This is a genomic window from Variovorax sp. 3319 (genome assembly GCF_031456585.1).
GTDB lineage: Bacteria > Pseudomonadota > Gammaproteobacteria > Burkholderiales > Burkholderiaceae_C > Variovorax > Variovorax paradoxus_P.
The window spans coordinates 506897-533211 of record NZ_JAVDUZ010000003.1 but is presented as its reverse complement, the minus strand read 5'-3'; the positions used below and the strand labels follow the sequence as shown (position 1 = coordinate 533211).

At 64.1% G+C, this 26315-nt stretch carries 19 protein-coding genes and 4 tRNA genes; 8 read left to right on the top strand and 15 right to left on the bottom strand.

The window, feature by feature from the left end:
• The first annotated feature begins 305 nt into the window (after positions 1-305).
• Positions 306-941, top strand: a complete 636-nt coding sequence (locus tag J2X67_RS09585; protein WP_309952498.1) for a YqhA family protein — start codon at positions 306-308, stop codon at positions 939-941.
• A gap of 24 nt (positions 942-965) precedes the next feature.
• Here the strand turns inward: J2X67_RS09585 and J2X67_RS09580 are convergent, their stop codons facing one another.
• Positions 966-1883 (bottom strand): LysR family transcriptional regulator, encoded by a 918-nt coding sequence (locus J2X67_RS09580; protein WP_309952496.1) that lies wholly within the window; start codon positions 1881-1883, stop codon positions 966-968.
• Between the two features lie 102 nt (positions 1884-1985).
• On the opposite strand from J2X67_RS09580, the gene J2X67_RS09575 reads away from it, so the two are divergent.
• Positions 1986-2603, top strand: a complete 618-nt coding sequence (locus J2X67_RS09575; RefSeq protein WP_309952494.1) for an NAD(P)-dependent oxidoreductase — start codon at positions 1986-1988, stop codon at positions 2601-2603.
• An 8-nt stretch (positions 2604-2611) separates the two neighbouring features.
• On the opposite strand, the gene fumC is transcribed toward J2X67_RS09575, so the two are convergent.
• Positions 2612-4009, bottom strand: a complete 1398-nt coding sequence (gene fumC, locus J2X67_RS09570) for a class II fumarate hydratase (protein WP_309952491.1) — start codon at positions 4007-4009, stop codon at positions 2612-2614.
• Positions 4010-4502: 493 nt separating this feature from the next.
• On the opposite strand from fumC, the gene proV reads away from it, so the two are divergent.
• From proV to J2X67_RS09540, 6 genes are read left to right on the top strand one after another with little or no spacing between them, the layout of a single operon-like run.
• Positions 4503-5756: a glycine betaine/L-proline ABC transporter ATP-binding protein ProV gene (proV, locus tag J2X67_RS09565; RefSeq protein ID WP_309952489.1), complete on the top strand. Its 1254-nt coding sequence runs from the start codon at positions 4503-4505 to the stop codon at positions 5754-5756.
• A gap of 21 nt (positions 5757-5777) precedes the next feature.
• Positions 5778-6920, top strand: a complete 1143-nt coding sequence (proW, locus tag J2X67_RS09560) for a glycine betaine/L-proline ABC transporter permease ProW (RefSeq protein WP_309952486.1) — start codon at positions 5778-5780, stop codon at positions 6918-6920.
• 23 nt (positions 6921-6943) lie between these two features.
• Positions 6944-7951, top strand: a complete 1008-nt coding sequence (proX, locus tag J2X67_RS09555) for a glycine betaine/L-proline ABC transporter substrate-binding protein ProX (protein WP_309952484.1) — start codon at positions 6944-6946, stop codon at positions 7949-7951.
• A gap of 58 nt (positions 7952-8009) precedes the next feature.
• A complete protein-coding gene (locus J2X67_RS09550; RefSeq protein ID WP_309952481.1) occupies positions 8010-9563 on the top strand; it encodes a fumarate hydratase in 1554 nt (517 codons plus the stop codon).
• Positions 9560-10372, top strand: coding sequence for a glutamate racemase (gene murI, locus J2X67_RS09545; RefSeq protein WP_309952479.1), 813 nt, complete (start codon positions 9560-9562; stop codon positions 10370-10372). Before J2X67_RS09550 ends, murI begins: the two co-directional genes overlap by 4 nt.
• An 11-nt stretch (positions 10373-10383) precedes the next feature.
• A complete protein-coding gene (locus J2X67_RS09540) occupies positions 10384-11163 on the top strand; it encodes a hypothetical protein (protein ID WP_309952477.1) in 780 nt (259 codons plus the stop codon).
• 15 nt (positions 11164-11178) lie between these two features.
• Here the strand turns inward: J2X67_RS09540 and J2X67_RS09535 are convergent, their stop codons facing one another.
• From J2X67_RS09535 to J2X67_RS09475, 13 genes are all read right to left on the bottom strand, one after another.
• The gene (locus J2X67_RS09535; RefSeq protein ID WP_309952476.1) at positions 11179-12480 is read right to left on the bottom strand and encodes an MFS transporter; all 1302 of its coding nucleotides are present in this window, start codon (positions 12478-12480) and stop codon (positions 11179-11181) included.
• Between the two features lie 39 nt (positions 12481-12519).
• Positions 12520-13152, bottom strand: coding sequence for a DUF6806 family protein (locus J2X67_RS09530; RefSeq protein ID WP_309952475.1), 633 nt, complete (start codon positions 13150-13152; stop codon positions 12520-12522).
• A 22-nt stretch (positions 13153-13174) separates the two neighbouring features.
• Positions 13175-13266, bottom strand: a tRNA-Leu gene (locus J2X67_RS09525).
• A 105-nt stretch (positions 13267-13371) separates the two neighbouring features.
• Positions 13372-13445: transfer RNA gene (locus J2X67_RS09520), tRNA-Cys, on the bottom strand.
• 63 nt (positions 13446-13508) lie between these two features.
• A tRNA-Gly gene (locus J2X67_RS09515) sits at positions 13509-13584 on the bottom strand.
• A 54-nt stretch (positions 13585-13638) separates the two neighbouring features.
• The gene (gene lon / locus J2X67_RS09510) at positions 13639-16077 is read right to left on the bottom strand and encodes an endopeptidase La (protein ID WP_309952473.1); all 2439 of its coding nucleotides are present in this window, start codon (positions 16075-16077) and stop codon (positions 13639-13641) included.
• A 130-nt stretch (positions 16078-16207) separates the two neighbouring features.
• Positions 16208-17473 (bottom strand): ATP-dependent Clp protease ATP-binding subunit ClpX, encoded by a 1266-nt coding sequence (clpX, locus tag J2X67_RS09505; protein ID WP_309952471.1) that lies wholly within the window; start codon positions 17471-17473, stop codon positions 16208-16210.
• 120 nt (positions 17474-17593) lie between these two features.
• Positions 17594-18202, bottom strand: coding sequence for an ATP-dependent Clp endopeptidase proteolytic subunit ClpP (gene clpP / locus J2X67_RS09500; RefSeq protein ID WP_309952469.1), 609 nt, complete (start codon positions 18200-18202; stop codon positions 17594-17596).
• A 124-nt stretch (positions 18203-18326) separates the two neighbouring features.
• The gene (gene tig, locus J2X67_RS09495; RefSeq protein WP_309952467.1) at positions 18327-19643 is read right to left on the bottom strand and encodes a trigger factor; all 1317 of its coding nucleotides are present in this window, start codon (positions 19641-19643) and stop codon (positions 18327-18329) included.
• Between the two features lie 26 nt (positions 19644-19669).
• A tRNA-Leu gene (locus J2X67_RS09490) sits at positions 19670-19756 on the bottom strand.
• Between the two features lie 122 nt (positions 19757-19878).
• Positions 19879-23034: an efflux RND transporter permease subunit gene (locus J2X67_RS09485; RefSeq protein ID WP_309952465.1), complete on the bottom strand. Its 3156-nt coding sequence runs from the start codon at positions 23032-23034 to the stop codon at positions 19879-19881.
• Positions 23031-24224, bottom strand: a complete 1194-nt coding sequence (locus J2X67_RS09480; protein ID WP_309952463.1) for an efflux RND transporter periplasmic adaptor subunit — start codon at positions 24222-24224, stop codon at positions 23031-23033. The genes J2X67_RS09485 and J2X67_RS09480 overlap by 4 nt, the downstream gene beginning before the upstream one ends.
• A 111-nt stretch (positions 24225-24335) precedes the next feature.
• Entirely contained in the window at positions 24336-26180 is a 1845-nt protein-coding gene (locus J2X67_RS09475; RefSeq protein ID WP_309952527.1) for a potassium transporter Kup, read from the bottom strand.
• Positions 26181-26315 lie beyond the last annotated feature (135 nt).

Sequence of the window (26315 nt, the reverse complement as noted above, 5' to 3'; positions counted from 1 at the left end):
GGCTCCAGAAGCCTTCGAAGTCCTGCTCGGCTTCCTTGCACAGCGCCTCGTAGGCGGCCATGCCGGCTATGCGGGCACCTTGGGTGGCGCGGGGGTCGGGCGGGAACACGCGGTTCTCGACCAGAACGGATTCAATGTTCTTCGATGCGCTGCTGCTCATTCTCTTGTCTCCTGGGTAGGTGCGGCCGTAATGTCGGCGGGGCCACTTACGGGTCACTGACGGTCCGATATTAGTTCGCAGGGTTATCACGGGCCCGACACGAGGGCACCCCTAGAATCGCCGGTCGTTTCCAACCTTCCTCCCGATGTCCGCTCCCGACCCCTTCGATACCCGGAACCCGCCCGTACCAGCCCGCGGCTCGCCGCTTCGGCCGCTGCCCAAGCTGATTTTTGCCAGCCGCTGGCTCCAGCTGCCGCTGTACCTGGGCCTGATCGTGGCGCAAGCGGTGTACGTGGTGCACTTCCTCGTCGAACTGCTGCACCTTGTCGAAGCCGCTTTCGGCAACAAGGACGCACTGCAGGCGCTGATCACCAGCATCGGCTACAAGACCACCGCGCCGGTGGGCACGCTCAACGAAACAGTGATCATGCTGGTGGTGCTGGCGCTGATCGACGTGGTGATGATCTCCAACCTGCTCATCATGGTGATCGTCGGCGGCTACGAAACCTTCGTGAGCCGCATGGACCTGGAAGGCCACCGCGACCAGCCCGAGTGGCTCAGCCACGTGAACGCCTCGGTGCTCAAGGTCAAGCTGGCCACGGCCATCATCGGCATCAGCTCGATCCACCTGCTGAAGACCTTCATCAATGCCGACAACTACACCGATCGCGTGCTGATTGCGCAGACCGTGATTCATATCGCGTTCCTGTTCTCGGCGATGGCCATTGCCTACACCGACAAGCTCATGTCGTCGAACGCGCCGCGCGGCAACGGGCACTGACACGATCCGATCCGCCTCCGGGGTTCAGCCGGCGCTCGGCAAATCCCAGGCCGGCACCTCGGTGAAACGCGCGGCCAGAAAGTCGAGCATCGTGCGCAGCGTGGCCGGCATGTGCTTGCGAGAGGCATACACCGCATACATCCCCACCACCTGCGGCTCGAATTCCGGAAACAACCGCACCAGCTCGCCGGACTTCAAAAGACACGACGTCAGGTAGGTCGGCAGCATGGTGATGCCGGCTCCCGCCCGTGCAAGCTGCATCAGGCTTGCAGCATCGTTGGTCGATACATTGCCGCCCACGGCCACCGAGACAGGCGTGCCGTCGTTCTTGCGCGTGAAGTTCCAGAGGCTGCGGCCGAAATAAGAGTGCGTGAGGCAGTTGCGCTGGGCGAGTTCTTCCACGCGCAGCGGCTTGCCGTGCTCCTTCAGATACCCCGGCGAGGCGCACACCACCGAACGGCAATCGGTGAGCCTGCGCGCGATGAGATTGGGGTCGATTTCCACCGCCACGCGAATCGCGAGATCGATGCGTTCGTCCACCAGGTTCACTGCCCGGTCGAGCAGCACGAGATCGACTGCCACGCCGGGATAGAGCCGCACATAGTCGGCCACGGCGTCGGCCAACTGCGCCTGCGCGAACGATGTGCTGGTCGTGATGCGAAGCTGACCGCGCGGCGCCTCGGCCGGATGCCGCACTGCGGCCTGCATGTCGCCCGCCAGTTCGAGCACTTGGCGGCAGCGCGGCAGCAGTTCTGCGCCCGCCGCGGTAAGGCTCAGCCGGCGCGTGGTGCGGTGCAAAAGACGCGCCCCGGTCCATTGCTCGAGTTCGGCCACGTAACGCGTGACCACCGGCCGCGAAAGGTCGAGCTTGTCGGCCGCAGCCGAAAGGCTGCCCGAATCCACCACGGTCACGAAGACCCGCATTGCGTTCAAACGATCCATTCGAACGATTTTAGGAATAAAGAAACGCGAAATGCGAGGTATTTCTTTCGAAACCAGAAACCTAAGATGCGCTTCATCCAATCAACTTTTCAGGAGCATCCCATGAGCCACATTGCCATCATCGGCGCCACAGGACGCGCCGGCGGCCGCCTTCTCGAAGAGGCCCTCCGCCGCGGCCACACCGTGACGGCCATTGCACGCAAGGCCAGCGACAAGCTGTCGGGCCGGGCGAATGTGAAGGCCGTCGACGTCGACGCGCTGGACGGTGCAGCACTCGAAAAGGTCGTGGCCGGCCACGACGCAGTGTTCAGCGCCGCTCATTTCTCCACCGTTCCGCCAGCTGCCATCATCGAGCCGGTCAAGCGCGCCGGCGTTAAGCGCCTGCTGGTGGTCGGCGGCGCCGGCAGCCTGTTCACAGCACCTGGCCTCAAGGTGATCGACACACCGAACTTCCCCGACGCCTACAGGGCCGAAGCAACGGCCGGCGGTGTGTTCCTGGACGCGCTGCGCAACGAGAAGGAACTCGACTGGACCTTTCTTTCGCCCTCCGCCGAATTCGTCGAAGGCGAGCGCACCGGCAAGTTCCGCCTCGGCAAGGACGACCTGCTGGTGAGCGCCGAAGGCCGCAGCTGGATCACTTTCGAAGACTACGCGATCGCGTTCATCGACGAGCTTGAAAAGCCCGCCCACTCGCGCCAGCGCTACACGATCGGATACTGATCGAACGACTACCGGCCAGTCATGTTTTCAGGCACAACCCACTGGTCGAACTGCTCGGCCGTGAGGTGCCCCGAAGCAACTGCCGCTTCGCGCAGGCTCGTGCCTTCCTTGTGCGCCTTCTTGGCGATGTAGGCCGACTTGTCGTAGCCGATGTGCGTGTTGAGCGCCGTCACCAGCATGAGCGAGCGCTGCACCAGCTCGGTGATGCGCTCGCGGTTGGGCTCGATGCCTACGGCGCAGTGGTCGTTGAAGCTCACCATGCCATCGGCCAAAAGACGAACGCTCTGCAAAAAGTTGTGCGCCACCATCGGCCGGAACACATTGAGTTCGAAGTTGCCCGAGGCACCGCCGATGTTGATGGCCACGTCGTTGCCGAACACCTGTGCGGCGAGCATCGTCACGGCTTCGCTTTGCGTAGGGTTGACCTTGCCCGGCATGATCGAAGAACCGGGCTCGTTCTCAGGAATGCTGAGTTCGCCGATGCCGCTGCGCGGTCCGCTCGCGAGCCAGCGCACGTCGTTGGCAATCTTGGTCATGCTCGCCGCCAATGTCTTGAGCGCGCCGTGCGCATGCACCAGCGCATCGACGCTGGCCATGGCTTCGAACTTGTTCGGCGCCGTCACGAAAGGCAGGCCCGTGAGCTTTGCCAGCTCGGCAGCCACCTGCTCCGCATAGCCTTTGGGCGCATTCAGCCCGGTGCCCACGGCGGTGCCGCCCAGCGCCAGTTCGCACAGGTGCGGCAGCGCGGCGCGCACGTGCGCCTCGCCATGGGCCAGTTGCGCCACATAGCCTGAAAACTCCTGGCCGAGCGTGAGCGGCGTGGCGTCTTGCAGATGGGTGCGGCCGATCTTCACGATGTCGGCAAAGTCCTTCGACTTTTTCTCGAGCGTGCTCCGCAGCCTGGCAATGGCTGGCAGCAGCTTGTGCGTGATGGCCTCCACGGCCGCCACGTGCATGGCGGTGGGGAACACGTCGTTGCTCGACTGGCTGCGGTTCACGTCGTCGTTGGGGTGCACCAGGCGCCCTTCCCCCCGCTCGCCGCCGAGCAGTTCGCTGGCGCGGTTGGCCAGCACCTCGTTCACGTTCATGTTGGTCTGGGTGCCCGAGCCTGTTTGCCACACCACCAGCGGAAACTCGCCCGGGTGCTTGCCGGCGATGACTTCGTCGGCCGCGGCCACGATGGCCTTGGTCTTCTTTTCGTCCTGCAGGCCCAGCGCGTGATTGACCACCGCCGATGCTCGCTTGACCTGCGCCAGCGCCTTGATGATCTCGCGCGGCTGCTGCTCGCCGGAAATGTCGAAGTTCTGCAGCGAGCGCTGCGTTTGCGCGCCCCACAGCTTGTCGGCCGGCACGTCGATCGGACCGAAGGTATCGCGCTCGGAACGGGTCTTGGGGGAAGTCGTCATGAGAAAAAGCTCCGCAGTCATGGATGGTCGCGCGCCTTGATCGGGCGCGGGGCCCAGTATCGGCCAATAAGAATAGCTCGCATCTGACGGGGCCATTTGGCCCGCCGCCACATCACGTTACGCCCAGCGGGTTGACTCGCGTCATGTCAAAAAGTTATGATCGAGGGCTCCAGACGACCAACAAGTCATGTTGATCGGCCCTGCACTACTCGCGGATCTCCGAATCCCGTCGCGGTGCAGGGTGCTCACCGCCGGGCCCTGCCCGGCAAAACTGGCCGGATCGTTTCCGGCCCCACTGCCACGCCACCGTTCGGCGGGCACTGGTTTCGTCGCCACGTCGTCTTCAGTGCCTGCCGGCAGCCCTAGAGGTTCGCCGGGCCATTGCACGCGTCTTCTCGCGCTTTGCGTTCAGCCTGCCCTCGGCTGATGGCGCGGCCTTGCCGCTCCTCGGGGCGGCGCTGTGTCCAACCATTGCACAAGGAGCCCCCGGCGTATGGCCAAAGGAATTCTCATCGACCATGTCTTCAAGGTGTTCGGCGATTCGCCCGAGCAAGCACTCGAACTGGTCCGCCAAGGTTTTTCGAAGAAGGAAATCCTCGCGCAGACGGGCCAGTCGATCGGCGTGTTCGACGCCACCTTCGAGATCCAGGCCGGCGAGATCTTCGTGATCATGGGCCTGTCGGGCTCTGGCAAGTCGACGCTGGTGCGCCTCTTGAACCGGCTGATCGAGCCGACGGCCGGCCGCATCGTGATCGACGGCGCCGACATCAACGAGCACTCCGACACCCAGCTGCGCGCGCTGCGCCGCAAGGACATCAGCATGGTGTTCCAGTCGTTTGCGCTGATGCCGCACATGACGGTGCGCGAGAACACGGCGTTCGGCCTGGAACTCTCGGGCACGAACAAGAAGGAGCGCCTTGCGCAAGCCGACAAGGCGCTCGCGCAGGTGGGCCTTGCGGGCTGGGGCGACAGCTACCCCGACGAGCTCTCCGGCGGCATGCAGCAGCGCGTGGGCCTGGCGCGGGCGCTGGCGTCAGACCCTTCGATCCTGCTGATGGACGAGGCCTTCTCCGCGCTCGACCCGATCATCCGCACCGAGATGCAGTCGGAGCTGCTGCGCCTGCAGCAGGAGCAGCGGCGCACCATCGTCTTCATCTCGCACGACCTGGACGAAGCCATGCGCATCGGCGACCGCATTGCGATCATGAAGGACGGCCACGTGATCCAGGTCGGTACGCCCGATGAGATATTGCGCAGCCCCGCGGACGACTACGTGCGCAGCTTCGTACGCGGCGTCGACGCGGCGGCCGTGTTCAAGGCGGCGGACATCGCACGCAAGTCGCTCACCGTGGTGTGCGAGCACCCGGAACGCGGTGCGCGCGCGGCACTCAAGCTGCTCGAAGACCAGGACCGCGAATTCGCCTACGTGGTGAACCCGAACAAGCGCTACCTCGGCGTGGTGTCGGCGGACACACTGCGCGGCGCGCTCGACGGGCATTCCGGCTCGCTGGGGCTGCAGCACGCATTCATCGACGACCTGCCGCGCATCGATGCCGAAGCGCCGGTGGCAGGCCTGATCGGCCAGCTCGCGCAGGCGCCCTGCGCGCTGCCGGTGGTGGCAAACGACGGCCGCTTCTGCGGTGCGATCAGCAAGACGACGCTACTCAAGTTTCTCGACCGCGACACGCCGCCGATCGAGCCCGTCGTGCCCAACGCCGCACCCGCACTTGCCGCCGAGCCGCACTGAATTCACGAAGGCCCTTGAACCATGAACGACAACACACTTCCTTCCGACCTGAGCACACCCGCACCCGCCGCCGCCTTCGTCGATCCGTGGGAAGCGCTCTCGGCCGCGCCCGACACTTCGGCCGCCAGCGCATGGCTCGACGTGCCGGCCGACGCGGCCCACTCCCTGGCCGGCTCGGCGGACGCGACGGCCAGCGGCCTGCAGCTGCATCGCCTATGGGACGGCTCGCTGCCCCTCGAATCCTGGATCAACCAGGGCCTGGGCTGGGTGGTCGAGCATTTCCGCCCGTTCTTCCAGACCGTGCGCCTGCCGATCGACAGCACGCTCAACTGGGTGCAGAGCCTGCTGACCGGTTTGCCGACGCTCGCGATGATTGCGCTGATCGGCCTCCTTGCCTGGCAGTTTGCGGGCCGCGCGATCGCCATCGGCACCGCGGCGGCACTGCTGCTCGTGGCGATGCTGGGCATCTGGCCCGAGGCGATGGTTACGCTGTCACTGGTACTGACCTCGCTGGTCTTCTGCATGATCATCGGCCTGCCGCTCGGCGTGCTGCTGGCCAGCAGCGACCGCGCCCAGCGGATCATGCGGCCCGTGCTCGACGCGATGCAGACCACGCCGGCCTTCGTGTACCTCGTGCCGGTCGTGATGCTGTTCGGCATCGGCAACGTGCCTGGCGTGATCGTGACGATCATCTTCGCGCTGGCACCGTTGGTGCGCCTGACCAGCCTGGGCCTGCGCCAGGTTCGGCCCGACCTGATCGAGGCCGCGCGCGCCTACGGCGCCTCACCCTGGCAGATGCTGGTGAAGGTGCAACTGCCGCTGGCCATGCCGTCGATCATGGCCGGCATCAACCAGGCGCTGATGCTTTCACTTTCGATGGTTGTGATCGCCTCGATGATCGCGGTGGGCGGCCTCGGCCAGATGGTGCTGCGCGGTATCGGCCGGCTCGACATGGGCTTGGCGACCGTGGGCGGGCTGGGCATCGTGCTGCTGGCGATTTCGCTCGACCGCCTGACCCAGGCGATGGGCGAGTCGCGCCGCAGCGCCGGGCGGCGCTGGTGGCACACGGGTCCTGCGGGTCTTGCGTTGCGCGTGCTGCAGCGCCTGGTGGGCACGCCATCGCGCGATGCGGGCGCGCCCGTTATCGCGCTTTCCGCGCAATGACAAGCCATGGAAGAAATCAACACATGAAGAAAACCCGTCTTCTCATCGCCCGCAGCCTGCTCGCGCTCGGCTTCATCGCCATGGGCGCAACCGCACAGGCCACCAACGACTTGCCCGGCAAGGGCGTCACCGTGCAGCCGCTCAAGAGCTCGCTCGCCGAAGAAGCTTTCCAGACGCTGCTCGTGATGCGCGCGCTCGAAAAACTAGGCTATACGGCCCTGCCGATGAAAGATCTCGAGCCCGCCACCGAACACCTGGCCATCGCCAACGGAGACGCCACTTTCATGGCCAACCACTGGGGCCTGCTGCACGCGGACTTCTACAGGAACAGCGGCGGCGATGCCAAGCTCTCGCGCGCCGGCGTGTACTCGGAAGGCGCGGTGCAGGGCTACCTCATCGACCGCAAGACGGCCGAGCAATACAACATCACCAACATCGCGCAGCTGAAGGATCCGGCCATCGCCAGGCTCTTCGACACCGACGGCGACGGCAAGGCGGACCTTACCGGCTGCAACCCGGGCTGGGGCTGCGAGCTGGCCATCGAGAAACACCTCACGGCCTACCAGCTGCGCGACACCGTGACCCACAAGCAAGGCAGCTACGCCGCGCTGATGGCAGACACCATCGCCCGCTTCAAGCAGGAAAAGCCAGTGCTCTACTACACCTGGACGCCCTACTGGGTCAGCGCCGTGCTGCGGCCGGGCGCGGACGTGGTGTGGCTGCAGGTGCCGTTTTCCGCCTCCCGGGACGGCGACGCGGATACGCAGCTTCCGAACGGCAAGAACTACGGGTTCCTGGCCGACCGGGAGCAGATCGTGGCCAACAAGGCCTTTGTCGAGAAAAATCCCGCTGCCGGCAGGTTGTTCGAAGTGATGAAACTGCCGATCGGCGACATCAACGCCCAGAACCTGCGCATGAGCCAGGGCGCCAAAACCCAGCAGGACCTGGAGCGCCATGCGGACGGCTGGATCCGGGCGCACCGGCCGCTGTTCGACGGCTGGATCGAGGAAGCCCGGGCGGCCGCCAGGTAGAACGCGGCGGCTGAGATAATCGGGGGGCGTTTCCACACTCCAAAGAACACCCCCCACCATGACGACCACGATCCAGCAGGCCGACCTGATCGAATCGATCAGCGCTGCGCTGCAGTACATCAGCTACTACCACCCCGCCGACTACATCGCCCACCTGGCCAAGGCCTACGAGCGCGAGCAAAGCCCCGCGGCCAAGGACGCCATTGCTCAGATCCTGACCAACAGCAAGATGAGCGCCACGGGCCACCGCCCGATCTGCCAGGACACCGGCATCGTCAACGTGTTCCTCAAGGTGGGCATGGACGTGCGCTGGGGCGGCTTCACCGGCTCGCTGGACGACGCTGTCAACGAAGGCGTGCGCCGCGGCTACAACCACCCCGACAACACGCTGCGCGCCTCGGTCGTGGCCGATCCTCAGTTCGACCGCAAGAACACCAAGGACAACACGCCTGCGGTGATCTTCACCGAGATCGTTCCTGGCAACACCGTCGAAGTGACGGTGGCGGCCAAGGGCGGCGGCAGCGAGAACAAGAGCAAGCTGGTCATGCTGAACCCCGGCGACAGCGTGGTCGACTGGGTGCTCAAGACGGTGCCGACGATGGGTGCCGGCTGGTGCCCGCCCGGCATGCTGGGCATCGGCATCGGTGGCACCGCCGAAAAGGCTGCCCTGATGGCCAAGGAAAGCCTGATGGACGACCTGGACATGCACGAGCTGCAGGCCAAGAAGGCCTCGGGCGCCGAACTCAGCAAGGTCGAGGCGTTGCGCATCGAGCTGTACGAGAAGGTCAATGCGCTGGGCATCGGCGCGCAGGGCCTGGGCGGCCTGGCCACGGTGCTCGACATCAAGATCAAGATGTACCCGACGCACGCAGCCAGCAAGCCGGTTGCCATGATTCCAAACTGCGCGGCCACTCGCCATGCGCACTTCGTGATGGACGGCAGCGGGCCGGTGTACCTCGATCCGCCTTCGCTCGACCTGTGGCCCGACGTGAACTGGGCACCCGACGAAAAGAAGAGCAAGCGCGTCGACCTCGACAAGCTCACGCCCGCCGAAGTGGCAAGCTGGAAGCCCGGCGACACGCTGCTGCTCAACGGCAAGATGCTCACCGGCCGCGACGCCGCGCACAAGCGCATCCAGGGCATGCTGGCCAAGGGCGAGAAGCTGCCGGTCGACTTTACCAACCGGGTCATCTACTACGTCGGCCCGGTCGATCCGGTCGGCAATGAAGCCGTGGGCCCGGCAGGCCCGACCACCGCCACGCGCATGGACGGCTTTACCGAAATGATGCTGGCCGAAACCGGCCTGATTGCCATGATCGGCAAGGCCGAGCGCGGCCCGGTTGCCATCGAAGCCATCAAGAAGCACAAGAGCGCCTACCTCATGGCCGTGGGCGGCGCAGCCTACCTGGTAAGCAAGGCCATCAAGACTGCCAAGGTGGTGGGCTTCGAAGACCTGGGCATGGAAGCGATCTATGAATTCGACGTGGTCGACATGCCCGTGACGGTGGCGGTCGATGCGGGTGGCACCAGCGCGCACATCACCGGCCCGGCCGAGTGGCAGAAGCGCATTGCCAGCGGCGAGTTCAAGACCATCATGATGGAAGAAGCTTGAGCCTGGTCGGCGTGTTCGACAGCGGCGTCGGCGGGCTCAGCGTGCTCGCCGCGCTGCGCGCCGAACTGCCGCACGAGCGCTTCGTCTACTTTGCCGACACCGCCTACGCACCGTATGGCGAGCGCGGCGAAGCCTACGTGATCGAACGCTCCCGAAAGGTGACCGAACAGCTGATTGCCGAGCACGGCATCAAGGCATTGGTGGTGGCCTGCAACACGGCCACCACGGCGGCAATCCACCTGCTGCGCGCAGAGCATCCGGGGCTGCCCATCGTGGGCCTGGAGCCTGCGCTCAAGCCGGCCGTGGCAACAAGCCGCACCGCGCACATCTCGGTGATGGCCACGCGCGGAACGCTGGCCAGTGCCAGGTACGCGGCGCTGCGCGAATCTTTCGCCCGGTCTGCCACGGTGCGCGCCGTGCCATGCGACGGACTCGTGAAGGCCATTGAAGGCCTCGACACCGCGGCCATTGCCGCGCTGTGCGAACGCTACATGGCCGAGGCCGGCCCGTTCGGCGATGCGCCCGGCCAGGTCGATACCGTGGTGCTCGGTTGCACGCATTACCCGCTCGTGAAGAACGAACTGCAGCGCCATGCACCGCCAACGCTGCGCTTCATCGACACCGGCGCGCCAGTTGCGCAGCAAACCCGGCGCGTGCTGGCTTCGCTCGGCCTCCTCGCGGAGGGCGGCGAAGGAGGAATGGTCCTGCAAGGCAGCGGCGACTTGGCTGTGCTCGAAGCTGCCGCCGCTCACTGGCTGAAAGGGCCTTGGCAACAAGATGCGGCAGCGCCTGTCGCAACCGCGGCCTGAAAACGACCGGCATGCAACTGTTCTTGCGCCGCACCCTGCTCCTGCTGTGCCTCTCGGCCGCGGGTTTGAGCCATGCGGCTTGCGAGAGTGGCCTGGCCGAGCGCATGCACGCGAAGCTGTATCCGAACCGCGCGCTCGACGAACGGCTTGCCGCGTGCAAGCCCTGGCCGGCGTTTCCGGGGCGCAGCATCGTGGTGCTGCCCGTGCCGCGCGAAACCAGCAGCACCGGTGCCAAGGTGTTCGACCTGGAGCTGCTGCTGATCCAGCGCCCGGACAACGGCAACACCGAGCGCGACACGGTCATCGGGCGTGTCTTCCAGCCTGAAGCACTCGACGAAGACAGCGCCACCGCCATCCAGGACCTTCGCATCGACACTTCGCGATACGTGCTGTCGTCCGACACGCGTGCCTTTGGGCTGCGCGTGCGCTACAAGAGCACGGCCCCCGGCAGCTCGGCTGCGAGCGAGACCGTTCGCCTCTACGTTCATCACGGGAGCAAGCTGCGCCAGGTGCTGCAAGAAATAGAGCTCGACCGTGACAGTGGCGAGTGGGACAGCACCTGCACCGGCCGTTTCGAAAAGCTGCGCACCATGCTTTCAGTCGGCAAATCGACCAGCAACGGCTACGCCGATCTGCAGCTCTCGCGCACGGTGGTGCAAAGCCACGCGCAAATGCAGGAAGACCTGGGCTGCACTGAAAAGGCCCTGCCTGCGCGGTTCAGCAATGTCACGCTGCGCTACGACGGCGACCGGTACAGGGTGCCGAAGTCTCTGCAGCCGCAGATGCCCTGACTGACCGGTTTTAATCTATCGGCTGCGCAGCGCGGCGGCTCGGCCCCGTGCCATGTCGATGGGCAGCAACAGCAAAAGACCGGCCACGAACAGTGCAGCGGTAGAAAGAATGGCAATGCGCTGGTTGCCGCCAGCAGCCCAGGTAATGGCACCGAACATCAGCGGACCGATGATGCTCGCCAGCCGCGTTGAGAAAGTCCACAGCCCGAAGAACTCCGCAAGTTGCTGTGGCGGCGCAAGGTAGCCCGTCATCGCGCGGCCGGCCGACTGGCTCGAGCCCATGGCGAGCCCCGCAATGGCCGCGGCCCACCAGAAGGCGCCCTTGGTGGTTGCCAGGGCGGCAATCACGCACACCGCAATCCATGCCACCAGCGTGGCAGCCAGCGAGATCTTGTGGCCTATGCGGTCTTGCACATAGCCGAAGCCGAAGGCCCCCAGCGCGGCTGCCAGGTTGAGCACGAAGATCAGCACCATGGTTTCGCTTGCGACGAAGCCGATGACCTGTTCGGCATAGATGGCTGCGAGCGTGATGGCGACTGCCACGCCGCCCTGGTAGAAAACGGTGCAGACCAGGAGCTGCATGAAATCGCGGTACGCACGGGCCTGCACAAAGGTGTTGCGCAGTCGCTGCCACGTGCCCAGCGCCTCGATGGCGGCCTGGGGCTGCGCGCGCTCGGGCAGCAACGCAAAGGTAGCGCACGCGGCCCCGCCGTAGATGGCCGCCGTGATCAGCATGGTGACCGGAACGAAGTGCGAAGCCGGCAGCCCTTCAGCCTGCGCCGAAAGCACATAGGCCAGGCACAAGCCGAGCGCAAGCATGCCGCCCACGTAGCCGAAGCTCCACCCCCAGCCGCTGACCTTGCCCATGCCCTCGGCTGTTGCGAGCTCGGGAAGGAAAGCGCCGGTCAACGACTCGCCGTACGAATAGAAGGTGTTCGAGACGATCACCAGCAGCATGGCCAGGGCCACGCCTTCGGCACCCGAGAACCCTGGTGTGAGCGCGAGCGCGGCTGTTGCAACGACGCAGCCGAGGGTGGCAACGGCAAGCACGCGCTTCTTGGCTGCACGCCGGTCGGCCCAGGCGCCTATGGCGGGCATCGAGAGCATGACGATGGCGTAGGAGACGCTGAGTGCCGCCGTCCATGCAAAAGCCGCCCAAGGCGCTCCCTTGGCGATACCGCCCACGAAGTAAGCGGCGAACACGGCCGTGATGACGACCGTGGTGTAGCCCGAATTCGCAAAGTCGTACATCGCCCAGCCGAACACCTCGCGCTTGCGCACGCCGGGATTCAGGGCCGAGGACGGAAACAGCGCCATGCGGCGTTGATCAGGGCGCCGGAGGCTCAGGGAACCGCGTCAGTGCAGGTGGCGCGGACGGCGGCCGCCGCCGTGTCCACCGCCGCTGCCACTGCCGCCGGTGCCGCGCGGGCGCTTGCCGATTTCGAGCGAGTTCACGAGGGCGTCGAAGCGGTCGCTGAAGAGGCGATCGATTTCGGAGACGACGCCGCCGAGTTCCGCGCCGTCGAAGTGGCGCTCCATGAGGTTGACGACGTCTTCCACCAGGAGGTCGCGTTGCACCTGCATGATCGCGGCCGGATTGGGGCCGACAAAGAGCATCAGGAAGTCGTCGCGAGACTCTTCGTCTGGGTCGCCCTCTTCCTCGTCGAAGTCGGTGTCGTAGAACGTGACTTCGATGGCCGCGCCGCGTTCGGAGAGTTCGTTCAGCGCCATGCACATTTCGTCGAGCGCCTGGCGAAAGTCTTCATCGCCCGGCACCGTCCAGCACATCTGGAGCATGTGGTCCTTCTGCTCGAAGCGAATGCCGGGTTCTTCCTCGTAGGTGCTGGTGGCACCGTCGGCCAGCGATTTGGCACCGGCATAAACCCATAGCGGCTTGAGCGCTTCCTGGATCTGGTCGAAGCTGACGTCGGACCGCAGCGGCACGTCGCCGTGCACATGAATTTCAAATGGAGCGTTGTAACGAGGCATTGTGTGCTCCCTTGTCTAGATGTGGTGCCCGGAACGGGGGTCGAACCCGTATGCCCCGATTAAGGAAGCGGCGGATTTTAAGTCCGATGTGTCTACCAATTTCACCATCCGGGCCTCGGGTTGAACATCGACGATAACCCAAACAAAACGAGCCCCGGCAACGCAGGTTGGCGGGGCTCATTTTCAGTAGAGGGTGGATCGAACTTGATCAGAGAGAGGTGGAGGCGCGACCCGGAGTCGAACCGGGCTAGACGGATTTGCAATCCGTTGCATAACCGCTTTGCTATCGCGCCACGCTGAAAAACGAAATCGAACTCGCGAAAAAAAGGGAAGCATTGCTTCCCTTTTTCAAAAACTGGAGCGGGAAAAGAGTCTCGAACTCTCGACCTCAACCTTGGCAAGGTTGCGCTCTACCAACTGAGCTATTCCCGCGTTTCGAGCCTCGAATTATAGAACACTTTTTCGGGGCCCGGCAAGTTTTGCCAATCAATGTTTGACGGAACCCTCGGAAGCCCGTGCTTCGCGCTGCTTGGCCAGTTCGGCCACGGCAGCGGCGGAGGCCGCAACTTCTTCGTCGGACAGAGGATCGGGCATTTTCTCGAGAGCGATCTCAAGAACCTTGTCGATCCACTTCACGGGCACGATCTCGAGGCCGTTCTTCACGTTCTCGGGAATGTCCTGCAGGTCTTTGGCGTTCTCTTCGGGAATGAGCACGGTCTTGATGCCGCCGCGCAATGCCGCCAGCAACTTTTCCTTCAGCCCGCCGATGGCCGTGACTTCGCCTCGCAGCGTGATTTCGCCCGTCATGGCGACGTCCGCTCGCACCGGGATGCCCGTGAGCGCCGAAACGAACGCAGTCGTCATCGCAGCACCCGCACTCGGGCCATCTTTAGGCGTTGCGCCGTCGGGCACGTGGATGTGGATGTCGCGCTTTTCGAAGATCTCGTCCTTGATGCCCAGGCGGCGCGAACGGCTGCGCACCACGGTACGCGCGGCCTCGACCGATTCCTTCATCACGTCGCCGAGCGAGCCCGTGCGGCTGATCACGCCCTTGCCTGGCATGGTGACGGCTTCGATGGTGAGCAGGTCGCCGCCGACTTCCGTCCATGCCAGACCGACCACCTGGCCGACCTGGTTCTGCTTCTCGGCCAAGCCGAAGCTGTACTTGCGCACGCCGAGAAAGTCGTTGAGGTTGGCACCGTCGACAGTGACCTTGGGCGTGAGCTGCTTGAGCAGAAGCCCCTTCACCACCTTGCGGCAGATCTTGGAGAGCTCGCGCTCGAGCGAGCGCACGCCGGCTTCACGCGTGTAGTAGCGCACGATGTCGCGCACGGCCTCTTCGGTGACGAACAACTCGTCTTCCTTCACGCCGTTGTTCTTCATCTGCTTGGGCAGCAGGTACTTGATTGCGATGTTGGTCTTCTCGTCCTCGGTGTAGCCCGAGAGGCGGATGACTTCCATCCGGTCGAGCAGCGCCGGAGGAATATTCATCGAGTTCGACGTGGCAACGAACATCACGTCGGAAAGGTCGAAGTCGACCTCGACGTAGTGGTCGCCGAACGTGTGGTTCTGCTCCGGGTCGAGCACTTCGAGCAGCGCGCTCGAAGGATCGCCTCGGAAGTCTGTACCCAGCTTGTCGATTTCGTCGAGCAGGAAGAGCGGGTTGCGCGTGCCGATCTTGTTCAGCCCCTGCAGCACCTTGCCCGGCAGCGCGCCGATGTAGGTGCGGCGATGGCCGCGAATCTCGGCTTCGTCGCGCATGCCGCCGAGCGCCATGCGGGTGTACTTGCGGCCGGTTGCCTTGGCAATCGACTGCCCGAGCGAGGTCTTGCCCACACCCGGCGGGCCCACGAGGCACAGGATGGGCGCCTTGACCTTGTCGACACGCTGCTGCACCGCGAGATATTCAAGAATGCGGTCCTTGACCTTCTCCAGCCCATAGTGGTCGGCATTGAGCACCGCCTCGGCGTTGGCAAGATCGTGCTTGATCTTGGTCTTCTTGCTCCATGGCAAGCCGACCAGCACGTCGATGTAGTTGCGCACCACGGTGGCTTCGGCCGACATCGGCGACATGAGCTTGAGCTTCTTGAGCTCGCCCTCGGCCTTTTTCAGCGCGTCCTTGGGCATCTTGGCGAGCTTGATCTTTTTCTCGATCTCCTCGATGTCCGCGCCCTCTTCGCCTTCGCCAAGCTCCTTCTGGATCGCCTTGACCTGCTCGTTGAGGTAGAAGTCGCGCTGGTTCTTTTCCATCTGGCGCTTCACGCGGCCACGGATCTTCTTGTCGACATTGAGAATGTCGACCTCGCGCTCGAGCTGTCCAAACAGGTTTTCGAGCCGCGCCTTCACGTCGTCCAGGTCGAGCACGGCCTGCTTGTTGTCGAGCTTGAGCGGCAGGTGCGCGGCAATGGTGTCGGCCAGGCGGCCCGGATCGTCGATGCTCGAGATCGACGTGAGGATCTCGGGCGGGATCTTCTTGTTCAGCTTGACGTACTGGTCGAACTGCTGCATCACGGCGCGGCGAAGTGCCTCGACCTCGGTTCCCTTCTCGCCGCCTTCGGGCGCCTCGACGGGCGTCACGTTGGCCGAGAAATGGGTTTCACCGTCGTCGATGCGGTTCACACGGGCGCGCTGCTGCCCCTCGACCAGCACCTTCACGGTACCGTCGGGCAGCTTGAGCATTTGCAGGATGGTAGAGACGCAGCCCACCTCGAACATGTCCTCGACCGAGGGCTCGTCCTTGGCTGCGGCTTTTTGCGCCACCAGCATGATGCGGCGCTCGGCCTCCATGGCCAGCTCTAGCGCCTTGATGCTCTTGGGGCGTCCCACGAACAGCGGGATCACCATGTGGGGGAACACGACGACGTCGCGCAGCGGCAGCAGCGGCAGGTCGATCGCGTCGGCAGGCAGGGGGGTATGACCGGACATGAATATCCTTTGATTGATCAGGCAAAGATGGATGGGTGTTGGGGCATTTCAAGCCCGCGCACCCGGTCTTTGTCGAAGGCGCCGGAAGCTTTGTTCAAAAGAGCCGGCGCCGCGTTCATGCAAGCCTCGTTCAAGCCTTCTTGGCCGCTTCTCGGTACACGAGCAGCGGCGGCTTGTTTTCGTCAATTGTGGATTCTTCGACCACAACCTTGTCGACGTTGGTGGCATTCGGGAGCTCGAACATGGTGTCGATGAGCGACTGTTCGAGGATCGAACGCAAGCCCCGTGCCCCGGTCTTGCGGGCCAGCGCCTTGCGGGCAATGGCCTTGAGCGCCGCGGGGCGAATCTCGAGGTCGACGCCTTCCATTTGCAGCAGCTTGGTGAACTGCTTGACCACGGCGTTCTTGGGCTCGGTCAGGATCTGAACCAGCGCGTCTTCGCTGAGCTCGGCCAGCGAAGCCACGACGGGCATGCGGCCGACGAGTTCGGGAATCAGGCCGAACTTGATCAGGTCTTCTGGCTCTACTTCGCGGAACACTTCGGTAATGCTGCGCTGCGCCTTGCTCTTGACCGAAGCGCCAAAGCCGATGCCCGAGGCCTCGGTGCGGTTTTCAATGACCTTCTCGAGCCCTGCAAAGGCGCCGCCGCAGATGAACAGGATGTTGGTCGTGTCGATCTGCAGGAAGTCCTGGTTAGGGTGCTTGCGCCCGCCTTGGGGCGGCACGCTGGCCATGGTGCCTTCGATGAGCTTCAGGAGCGCCTGCTGCACACCCTCGCCCGACACGTCGCGCGTGATCGACGGGTTGTCGGACTTGCGCGAGATCTTGTCGATTTCGTCGATGTAGACGATGCCGCGCTGGGCACGCTCGACTTCGTAGTTGCAGCTCTGCAGCAGCTTCTGGATGATGTTCTCGACGTCTTCGCCCACGTAGCCCGCTTCGGTGAGCGTGGTGGCATCGGCCATCACAAAGGGCACGTCGAGCATGCGGGCCAGGGTTTGCGCGAGCAGGGTCTTGCCCGAGCCCGTGGGGCCGATGAGCAAGATGTTGCTCTTGCTGAGCTCGACGTCTTCGCCCTTGGCCTTTTCCTTGTGGCGCAGGCGCTTGTAGTGGTTGTAGACCGCCACCGACAGCATGCGCTTGGCCGGCTCCTGGCCGATAACGTAGTTGTCGAGGTTGGTCTTGATCTCCAGCGGCGTGGGCAGGTCGCTGCGCGATTCACGCGCCTCGTCACCGGCCGGGAGCTCGTCGCGGATGATTTCGTTGCAAAGGTCGATGCACTCGTCGCAAATGAAGACCGAAGGGCCCGCGATCAGCTTTTTGACCTCATGCTGGCTCTTGCCGCAGAACGAGCAATAAAGCGTTTTTTCGCTGGAAGAGCCTTTTTTTTCGGCCATGGACAGGTGCCTCGTAACGGGGTAGGGACAATGATAACTAAACAAAAACGGCGTTTCCCGTGGGGAAAACGCCGTTTTTTGCCTTTTTGGCGCACCGGCGCCACAGCGCGGGCAAATTGATCAGCTGCGCTTTGCAATAACCTGGTCGACCAGGCCGTAATCCTTGGCTTCATCGGCAGTCAGGAAATAGTCGCGTTCGGTGTCCGATTTGACTTTCTCGAGCGGCTGGCCGGTGCGCTCGGCCAGGATGCGGTTCATCTGGTCTTTGGTACGCAGAATGTCGCGGGCGTGGATTTCGATATCCGTGGCCTGGCCGCGGGCGCCGCCAAGCACCTGGTGAATCATGATCTTCGAATTGGGCAGCGAGAAGCGCTTGCCCTTTTCACCGGCCGCCAGCAAAAACGCACCCATGCTGGCCGCAAAGCCGATGCACATGGTCGAAACGTCGGGCTTGATGAACTGCATGGTGTCGTAGATTGCCATGCCTGCGCTCACGCTGCCACCCGGGGAATTGATATAGAACGAAATGTCCTTGTCGGGGTTTTCGCTCTCGAGGAACAGCAGCTGCGCCACTACGAGGTTGGCGGTCTGGTCGTTCACTTCGCCCACCAGGAAAATGATGCGCTCCTTGAGGAGACGCGAATAGATGTCGTAGGACCGCTCGCCGCGACCCGACTGCTCGATGACCATCGGGATCATGCCGAGGGCCTTGGTATCCTGTGCGCTCATTGATTTGCTCTCCGGAAAAGGTTCGTTCGCTGTTCGAATTTAACTGTACGCCTGAGTGAAATGGGGCTCGTGCCGTAAAGCACAAGCCCCATTGGCGTTGCGGGCGGCGGCGCAGGGCCGGCGCTTAGCCTTGCTGCTGAGCCATCAGCTCGTCGAACGACACGGACTTTTCGTTGACCTTGGCCTTGCTGAGCACGAAATCGGTCACGTTGTTTTCGATGACGACCGCCTCGACTTCGGCCAGGCGGTTGTTGTCGCTGAAATACCAGCGCACAACGTCAGCCGGCTTTTCGTAGCTGGCGGCCAGTTCGTCGATGTGGGCCTTGATCTGCTCGGGCTTGGCCTGCAGGTTGTTGGCACGCACCAGTTCGGCCACCACGAGGCCCAGGCGCACACGGCGCTCGGCTTGCGGGCGGAACACTTCTTCAGGAATCGGAGCCTTGTCGGCGTCCTTGATGCCGCGCTGCTTGAGCTCGGCGCGTGCGCCTTCGATCATGCGGTTCACTTCGGACTGCACGCTGGCGTTGGGCAGGTCGAGCTCGGCGTTGGCCACAAGGGCGTCCATCACGGCGTTCTTGTTGCGGGCCAGCAGGCGGAACTTGACTTCACGCTCGAGGTTTTTCTTGATGTCGGCGCGCAGGCCTTCGACCGTGGCTTCGGCAATGCCGAGCGACTTGGCGAGCTGTTCGTTGACTTCGGGCAGGTGCGAGGCCTCGATCTTCTTCACGGTGACCATGAAGTCGGCCTGCTTGCCGGCCACGTCCTTGCCGTGATAGTCGGCCGGGAACGACAGCGGGAAGGTGCGGCTGTCGCCGGCCTTCATGCCGCGCACCGCGTCTTCGAATTCCTTCAGCATCTGGCCTTCGCCGACGATGAACTGGAAGTCTTCGGCCTTGCCGCCCTGGAAGGTCTCGCCGTCGATCTTGCCTTCGAAGTCGACCGTCACGCGGTCGTTGTCTTGTGCAACGGCGTCTTGTGCGCGCTGGGCGAAGGTGCGGCGCTGCTTGCGCAGGATGTCGAGCGTCTTGTCGATGGCGTCGTCGCCCACTTCGGCCGAGAGCTTCTCGACTTCGGCGCCCGACAGGTCGTTGATCTTGACTTCGGGGAACACCTCGAACACCGCGTCGAAGGCGAGTTGGCCTTCGGGCGATTCTTCCTTCTCGGTGATGCGGGGCTGGCCGGCCACGCGCAGCTTGGCTTCGTTGGCGGCTTGCGAGAAGGCTTCACCGACCTTGTCGTTCATGACCTCGTAGTGCACCGAGTAGCCGTAGCGCTGGGCCACGACGTTCATTGGCACCTTGCCCGGACGGAAGCCATCCATCTTGACGGTACGCGCGAGCTTCTTGAGGCGCGAATCGACTTCGGACTGGATGGTGCCGACCGGCAGGGTCAGCGTGATCTTGCGTTCGAGCTTCTCGAGAGTTTCAACGGTCACGGTCATGGTGTCTTCCTTGTGAGGGGTGTGGCTGGTGCGCGGGGCCGGACTCGAACCGGCACGTTCTTGCGAACGTCAGGACCTAAACCTGGTGCGTCTACCAATTTCGCCACCCGCGCTTGCCAAATTTTTCAGGTGAATGCAAAGGCGGACGGCCCTGGTGCCGCAGACCTTCGATACCGTTGATATCGAATATCCGCCGCCCAAAGACCGTCCGCCTGAAATCGGTCAACCGCGTATTTTAAGCGCTAATCAGACCCTCTTTCGGCTCCCGCTTGATGCGGAATGCGGCGGCGTACATTGCCGGCAGGGCCAGCAGGGTCAATACGGTGGCCACGACCAGCCCGCCCATGATGGCAACGGCCATCGGCCCCCAGAACACGCTGCGAGAGAGCGGAATCATCGCCAGCACAGCTGCCGCCGCGGTCAGCACGATGGGGCGCAGGCGCCGCACGGCCGACTCGACAATGGCGTCCCACGCCGGCACGCCAGCCGCGCGGTCGCTCTCGATCTGGTCGATCAGGATCACCGCGTTGCGCTGGATCATGCCCATGAGCGCGATCACGCCCAGGAGTGCGACAAAGCCGAAAGGCCGGTTCAGCAGCAGCAGCGCCCCGGCAACGCCGGCAATGCCCATGGGGCCGGTAATGAACACCAGCAGCGAGCGGCTGAAGCTGTGCAGTTGCAGCATCAGCAGCGTGAACACCAGGAACAGCATGATCGGCACGCCCGCCACGATGGAAGCCGAGCCCTTGCTGCTTTCCTCCACGGCACCCGCCACCTCGATACGGTAGGCGCCCTCGCCCGCCGCATGCCAGCCGGCTTCGAGCTTGCGCAGCTGAGGGAGCAGCTGCTCGGTCACCGTGGCGCCCTGCAGGCCTTCGACCACGTCGCCCTGCACCGTGATTGCATAGTCGCGGTTCTCGCGCCACATCACGCCCGGCTCCCAGGTGAATACCGGCCGCGCAATCTGCGTGAGCGGAATCGAGCGCCCCGACGTCGTTGGCAGATAGGCGTTGCCGATGTCCGAAATGGCTTCGCGTTCGTCCGCCGACTGCCGCAGCACGATGTCGATCAGCAGGTCGTTCTCGCGGTACTGGCCCACCGTGGTTCCGGAGAACATCGTCTTGGACGCCTGGGCGATTGCCTGGCTGGTTACGCCAAGCGCGCGCGCCTTGGCCTGGTCGACTTCGAGCCGGATCACCTTGACCGATTCGTTCCAGTTGTCGTTCACGCCGCGCATGTTGGCGTTCTCGCGCAGCACCGCCTTTACTTCGTCGGCATGCGCGCGCAGTTGCGCCGGGTCGGTTCCGATGACGCGGAACTGCACCGGGTACGGCACCGGCGGCCCGTTGGGCAGCAGCTTCACGCGGCCGCGCACTTCCGGGAACTCCTGCGCCAGCAGCGCGGGCAGCTTGATTCGCAAGCTCTCCCGTACTTTCAGATCCTTGGCGAGCACGATGAGCTGCGACACGTTGGTCTGCGGAAACACCTGGTCCAGCGGCAGGTAGAAACGCGGCACGCCGGAACCGATCCAGGTGCTGACCGTCTTCACGCCCTCTTCCTTCATGATGCGCTGCTCTACCCGCTTGGCCACCTCTTCGTTCGCGGGGAACGAGGTGCCTTCGGGAAACCAGATGTCCACCATGATTTCGGGCCGGCTCGAATCCGGGAAGAACTGCTGCTGCACCTTGCCCATGCCGAAAATGCCCAGCGCAAAGATGAACACCGTGGCACCGATGGTCAGCCACCGGTGCTGCACGCACCAGTTCACCGCGCGGCGAAAGCTGTTGTAGAACCGCGTGTCGAACAGCTCATGCGGCGGCGCATCGGGGTCATGCGGCTTTACCTTGAGCAGCAGCGTGCCAAGGTAAGGCACGAAGTACACCGACACGATCCACGACAGCACCAGCGCAATCACGGTCACCGCAAAGATCGCAAAGGTGTATTCCCCCGTCACCGACTTGGCAATGCCAATGGGCAGGAAGCCCGCCGCCGTAATGAGCGTGCCGGTCAGCATGGGCTTGGCGGTAACGTCATAGGCAAAGGTGGCGGCACGCACCTTGTCGTAGCCCTCTTCCATCTTTCGCACCATCATTTCGACCGCGATGATCGCGTCGTCCACCAGGAGGCCGAGCGCAATGATCAGCGAGCCCAGCGATATCTTGTGCAGCCCGATGCCGAAGTAGTTCATGGCCAGGAACGTGACGGCCAGCACCAGCGGAATGGTGATCGCCACCACCAGCCCCGGCCGGATGTCGATGTACCAGCCGAAGCGCCCGCCCTTGTGCAGGCCGAGCGAAATGATGCTCACGGCCAGCACGATGGCCACGGCCTCGATCAGCACGCCGACGAATTCGTTGACCGAGCTGGCCACCGACACCGGCTGGTCCTGCACCTGCGCCAGCTTCACGCCGGCGGGCAAGCGTTGGTCGATGGTTGCGGTGGTGGCGCGCAATGCCTTGCCCAGCGAAATGATGTCGCCGCCCTTGGCCATCGAAACGCCAAGCGCAACCACTTCCTTGCCCTGGTGATGCACCTTCACGGCAGGCGGATCGACATAGCCGCGATGGATTTCAGCAATGTCGCCAAGCTTGAGCTGGTTGCCAGAACTGCCGCGGATCGGCATTTCGCGCAGTTGCTCGACGTTGGTGAACTGCCCGCCCACGCGCACCTGCACCACGTCGAGCGGCGACTGGATCGTGCCCGCGCTTTCCACGGCGTTTTGCGAGCCGAGCTGCGCAAGCACGGCGTTGAAGTCCAGCCCCAGCTGTGCAATGCGCTTCTGCGAAATCTCGATATAGACCTTCTGGTCCTGCACGCCGAACTGGTCGACCTTGGCGACGTCTTTCACGCGCAGCAACTGCTGGCGCACTTCGTCTGCCAGTGTCTTGAGCTCTGCCTGGCTGAAGCCCTCGCTCTCCAGCGCGTAGATCACGCCATACACGTCGCCGAAATCGTCATTGAAGAACGGTCCCTGCACGCCCGGCGGCAGCGTGTTGCGCATGTCGCCGATTTTCTTGCGCACCGTGTACCAGACGTTGGCAACATCGCCTGCCTTGGACGAATCCTTGATCTGGAAAATGATCTGCGACTCGCCCGGCTTCGAATAGCTGCGGATCTTGTCTGCGTAGGGGGCCTCTTGCAGCGTGCGCTCGAGCTTGTCGGTTACCTGCTCGGCCACCTGCTGCGCGGTGGCACCGGGCCAATAGGTGCGCACCACCATGGCACGGAAGGTGAACGGCGGATCTTCGTCCTGGCCGAGCTGAAAATACGCAAAGGCTCCCAGCACCATCAGCACCACCATCAGGTAGCGTGTGAGCGGCGCATGGTCCAGCGCCCATTTGGAGAGATTGAAGCCTGCGGGCTTGTCCGTTGTCGCAGCGCCCTGCGTCATTTGGAGGCACCTGCTGCAATCTCCTTCTTCGTCGCCGCAACGGGTTGGGCGGGCTTCACCGATTCGTTGGCGCTGGCCGCTGCAGCGGCAGCCTCTTTCGTCTGGTAGATGGTGACCTTCTGCCCTGGCGAGAGCACATGCACGCCTGCGGCAACGACCATCATGCCGGGCGCGAGTCCGGCGCCGATCACGGCCTCGTTGCCGTCTGCCGTGGCAACCTGCACCGGCTGCGACCGCACTGTCATCGTCGCCTTGTCCAGCACCCAGACCGCGGTGCCCTTGCCTTCCTGCCGCAACGCGCTGGTCGGCAGCTTGATGACCGCGCCGCCCGCACGAGCCAGCGCCTGCGGACGCGCATACACGGTGGCGCCGAGCGCGGGCGATGTTGCCGCGTCGATCGCCACCTTGACCGAATAGGTGCGCGTCACCGCGTCGGCACTGGCCGCCACTTCGCGCACCTGGCCCTGAAGTTCATCCCCGCCCGACCAGCCACGCACCGTGACCGGGGAGCCGGGCTTGATCAGCGCGGCCCTGTCTTCGGGCACCGCAAACACCACGTCGCGCGCGCCGTCCTGCGCAATGCGCACGACGGGCGTGCCCGCCTGCACCACTTGCCCCGGCTCGGCTTCGATCGCGGTAATGACGCCGGCCACATCTGCGACCAGCGAGGTGTAGCTGGCCTGATTGCCTTGCGACGACAGCTGGGCCTGTGCCTGCTCGAGCTGTGCCTGCGCAGCCTTGAAAGTGGATTCGCGGCGCTCGAGTTCGGCGCCGCTGATGAAATTTTGCGACCGCAATTCGGTGTAGCGCTTGAGATCGGCCGCCGCAAGATCGCGATTGGTCTGCGCCGCTGCCAGTTGGGCCCGTGCGGCTTCGGTTGCCAGCCGGTAGTCCTGCGGATCGAGTTGCGCCAAGACTTGCCCGGCCTGCACATGCTGGCCCAGCTCGGCTTGGCGCTTGATGATCTTGCCAGCCACGCGGAACCCCAGGCGCGATTCGACGCGCGCCCGCACCTCGGCCGAGAATTCGGGCTGGGCGTCGAAATCGCTGGTGCCCACAGTCACCAGCTTGACCGCACGCACAGGTTCCTCGGCCGGCTTCGACTGTGAACAGCCGGCCAGGAACAAGGCGGGAAGCAGTAGCCAGGCGGCACTGCGGGCAAGGGGGGAAAAGCCGGAAGAGGCGGTCATGAGACACCCTAGAAAGGTCGAACCGGGTCAATTACTGACCCACCGGTTAGTAATCTAGGGTAAACCTTAAACACTGTCAATCGCGCCGTGACAGTTCGATCTGCTTCGTGTCTAAGTTCGCTGCCCCATTTCGACCAGCCGGTTGCCCGGAATCTCGAAATAGTCGGACGCTCGGCCCGCGTTGCGCTGCAGCCAGCCGAAAAGCGCCCGCCGCACCGGGTTCATGCCCGGAAGGTTTTCCTCTCCGACCGAAGCGCGCGAAACGAAGTACGAGGTCTTCATCGAGTCGATGGCCAACGCCTTCTGGTAGGCCAGGATGCGGATGAACTCGGGCACATCGGGCCGTTCCATGAAGCCATGGCGCGCGGTAACCACCCAGATGCCTTTCATCAGGCACTCGGCCTCTATGCGCATGCGTGCTTCAATCCGTGGCGTGTCGCAGGCGAGTACCCGCAACACGATCACCTGTTCGTGCAGCACCTGGTTGTGCTTGAGGTTGTGAAGCAAGGCGTGCGGTACCGACGTCGCGTCGGCGTTCAGGAACACCGCTGTGCCGCTCACGCGATGCGGCATGTGCAGCGCCAGCGATTCAAAAAACGGCTTGAGCGGCAGGCTTTCGGCCGCTGCGGCTTCCAGGCCCAGCCGGCGCCCCTTGGCCCAGGTGGTGAAAAGCACCATCACCCCAGCCGCCACCGCCAGCGTGAGCCAGCCGCCTTCGGCCACCTTGAGGCTGTTGGCAACGACGAAGGTCAGGTCGACCAGCGCGAAGGCCGCCACGCCAAGCACCACCGCCGCCCGGCTCCAACGCCACAGGCCCCACGCCACGATACCGGCCAGGAGCGTGGTGGTGACCATCGTGATCGACACCGCAATGCCGTAGGCCGCCGACAGCGCCTCCGAACTGCGGAAGCCCAGCACCAGCAGCAGCACCCCCACCATCAACAGCCAGTTAACGGTCGGCACATAGATCTGGCCGATGGCCGAGCCCGAGGTCTGCACCACGCGCATGCGCGGCAGGTAGCCCATGCGCATGGCGTGTGCCGTCAGGGAAAAGGCGCCCGAAATCACCGCCTGGGAGGCAATGACAGTTGCCATGGCGGCAAGCACCACCATCGGCACCACGCCCCATGAAGGAAAAAGCCGGAAGAACGGGTTGTCGACAGCCGCCGGGTTTGCCAGCACCAGCGCACCCTGCCCAAAATAGTTGAGCACAAGCCCGGGCAGCGCGACGAAGAGCCAGGCCAGGCGTATCGGCCGCGCGCCGAAATGCCCCATGTCGGCATACAGCGCCTCGCCGCCGGTAAAGGCCAGGAACACCGCGCCAAGCACTGCCAGCGACTGGGCGCGGTGCTCGAACAGGAACCCGACAGCCCAGCGCGGATCGAGTGCCGCCAGCACCTGCGGCTGCTGCAGCACTTGCCAGCCTCCCGCGAGCGCCAGCACCGCAAACCACAGCAGCATGACGGGCCCGAACACCTTGCCGACCACGCCGGTTCCCTTGCGTTGCACCGCAAAGAGCCCGAGCAGGATAAGCATGGTGACCGGAATGACGGCCCGCTGCAGCACCGGTGCCTGCACCTCGAGCCCTTCGACGGCAGACAGCACCGAGATGGCCGGCGTGATCAGGCTGTCCCCATAGAACATGGCCGCGCCCACCAGGCCGAGCACCCCGATTGCGTTCCACATCCACGGCCGGGCCTCGGGGCCTGCCACCGCGCTGCGGGCAAGCGCCTGCAACGCAAGAATGCCGCCTTCGCCGTCGTGATCGGCGCGCAGCACGAACACCACGTATTTGAGCGTCACCACGAACATCAGGCCCCAGAAGATCAGCGAGAGCAGGCCCAGCACCGCGTCGGGCGTAAACGCCACGCCGTGCTCGGGGTTCAGCGTTTCCTTGAAGGCATAGAGCGGTGACGTGCCGATGTCGCCGAACACCACACCCAGGGCAGCGATCATCAGGCCCGGCCCTGCCGGATGAGGCGCCTCGCCGGGTGCCAGGCTAGGGGCAGAGGTAACCGGTGCCGGTGCATTCATGGAGGCAGAACTTGGTGATGGGGACACCGCGAGCATAGTCCGCGGCATCGCTCGTCG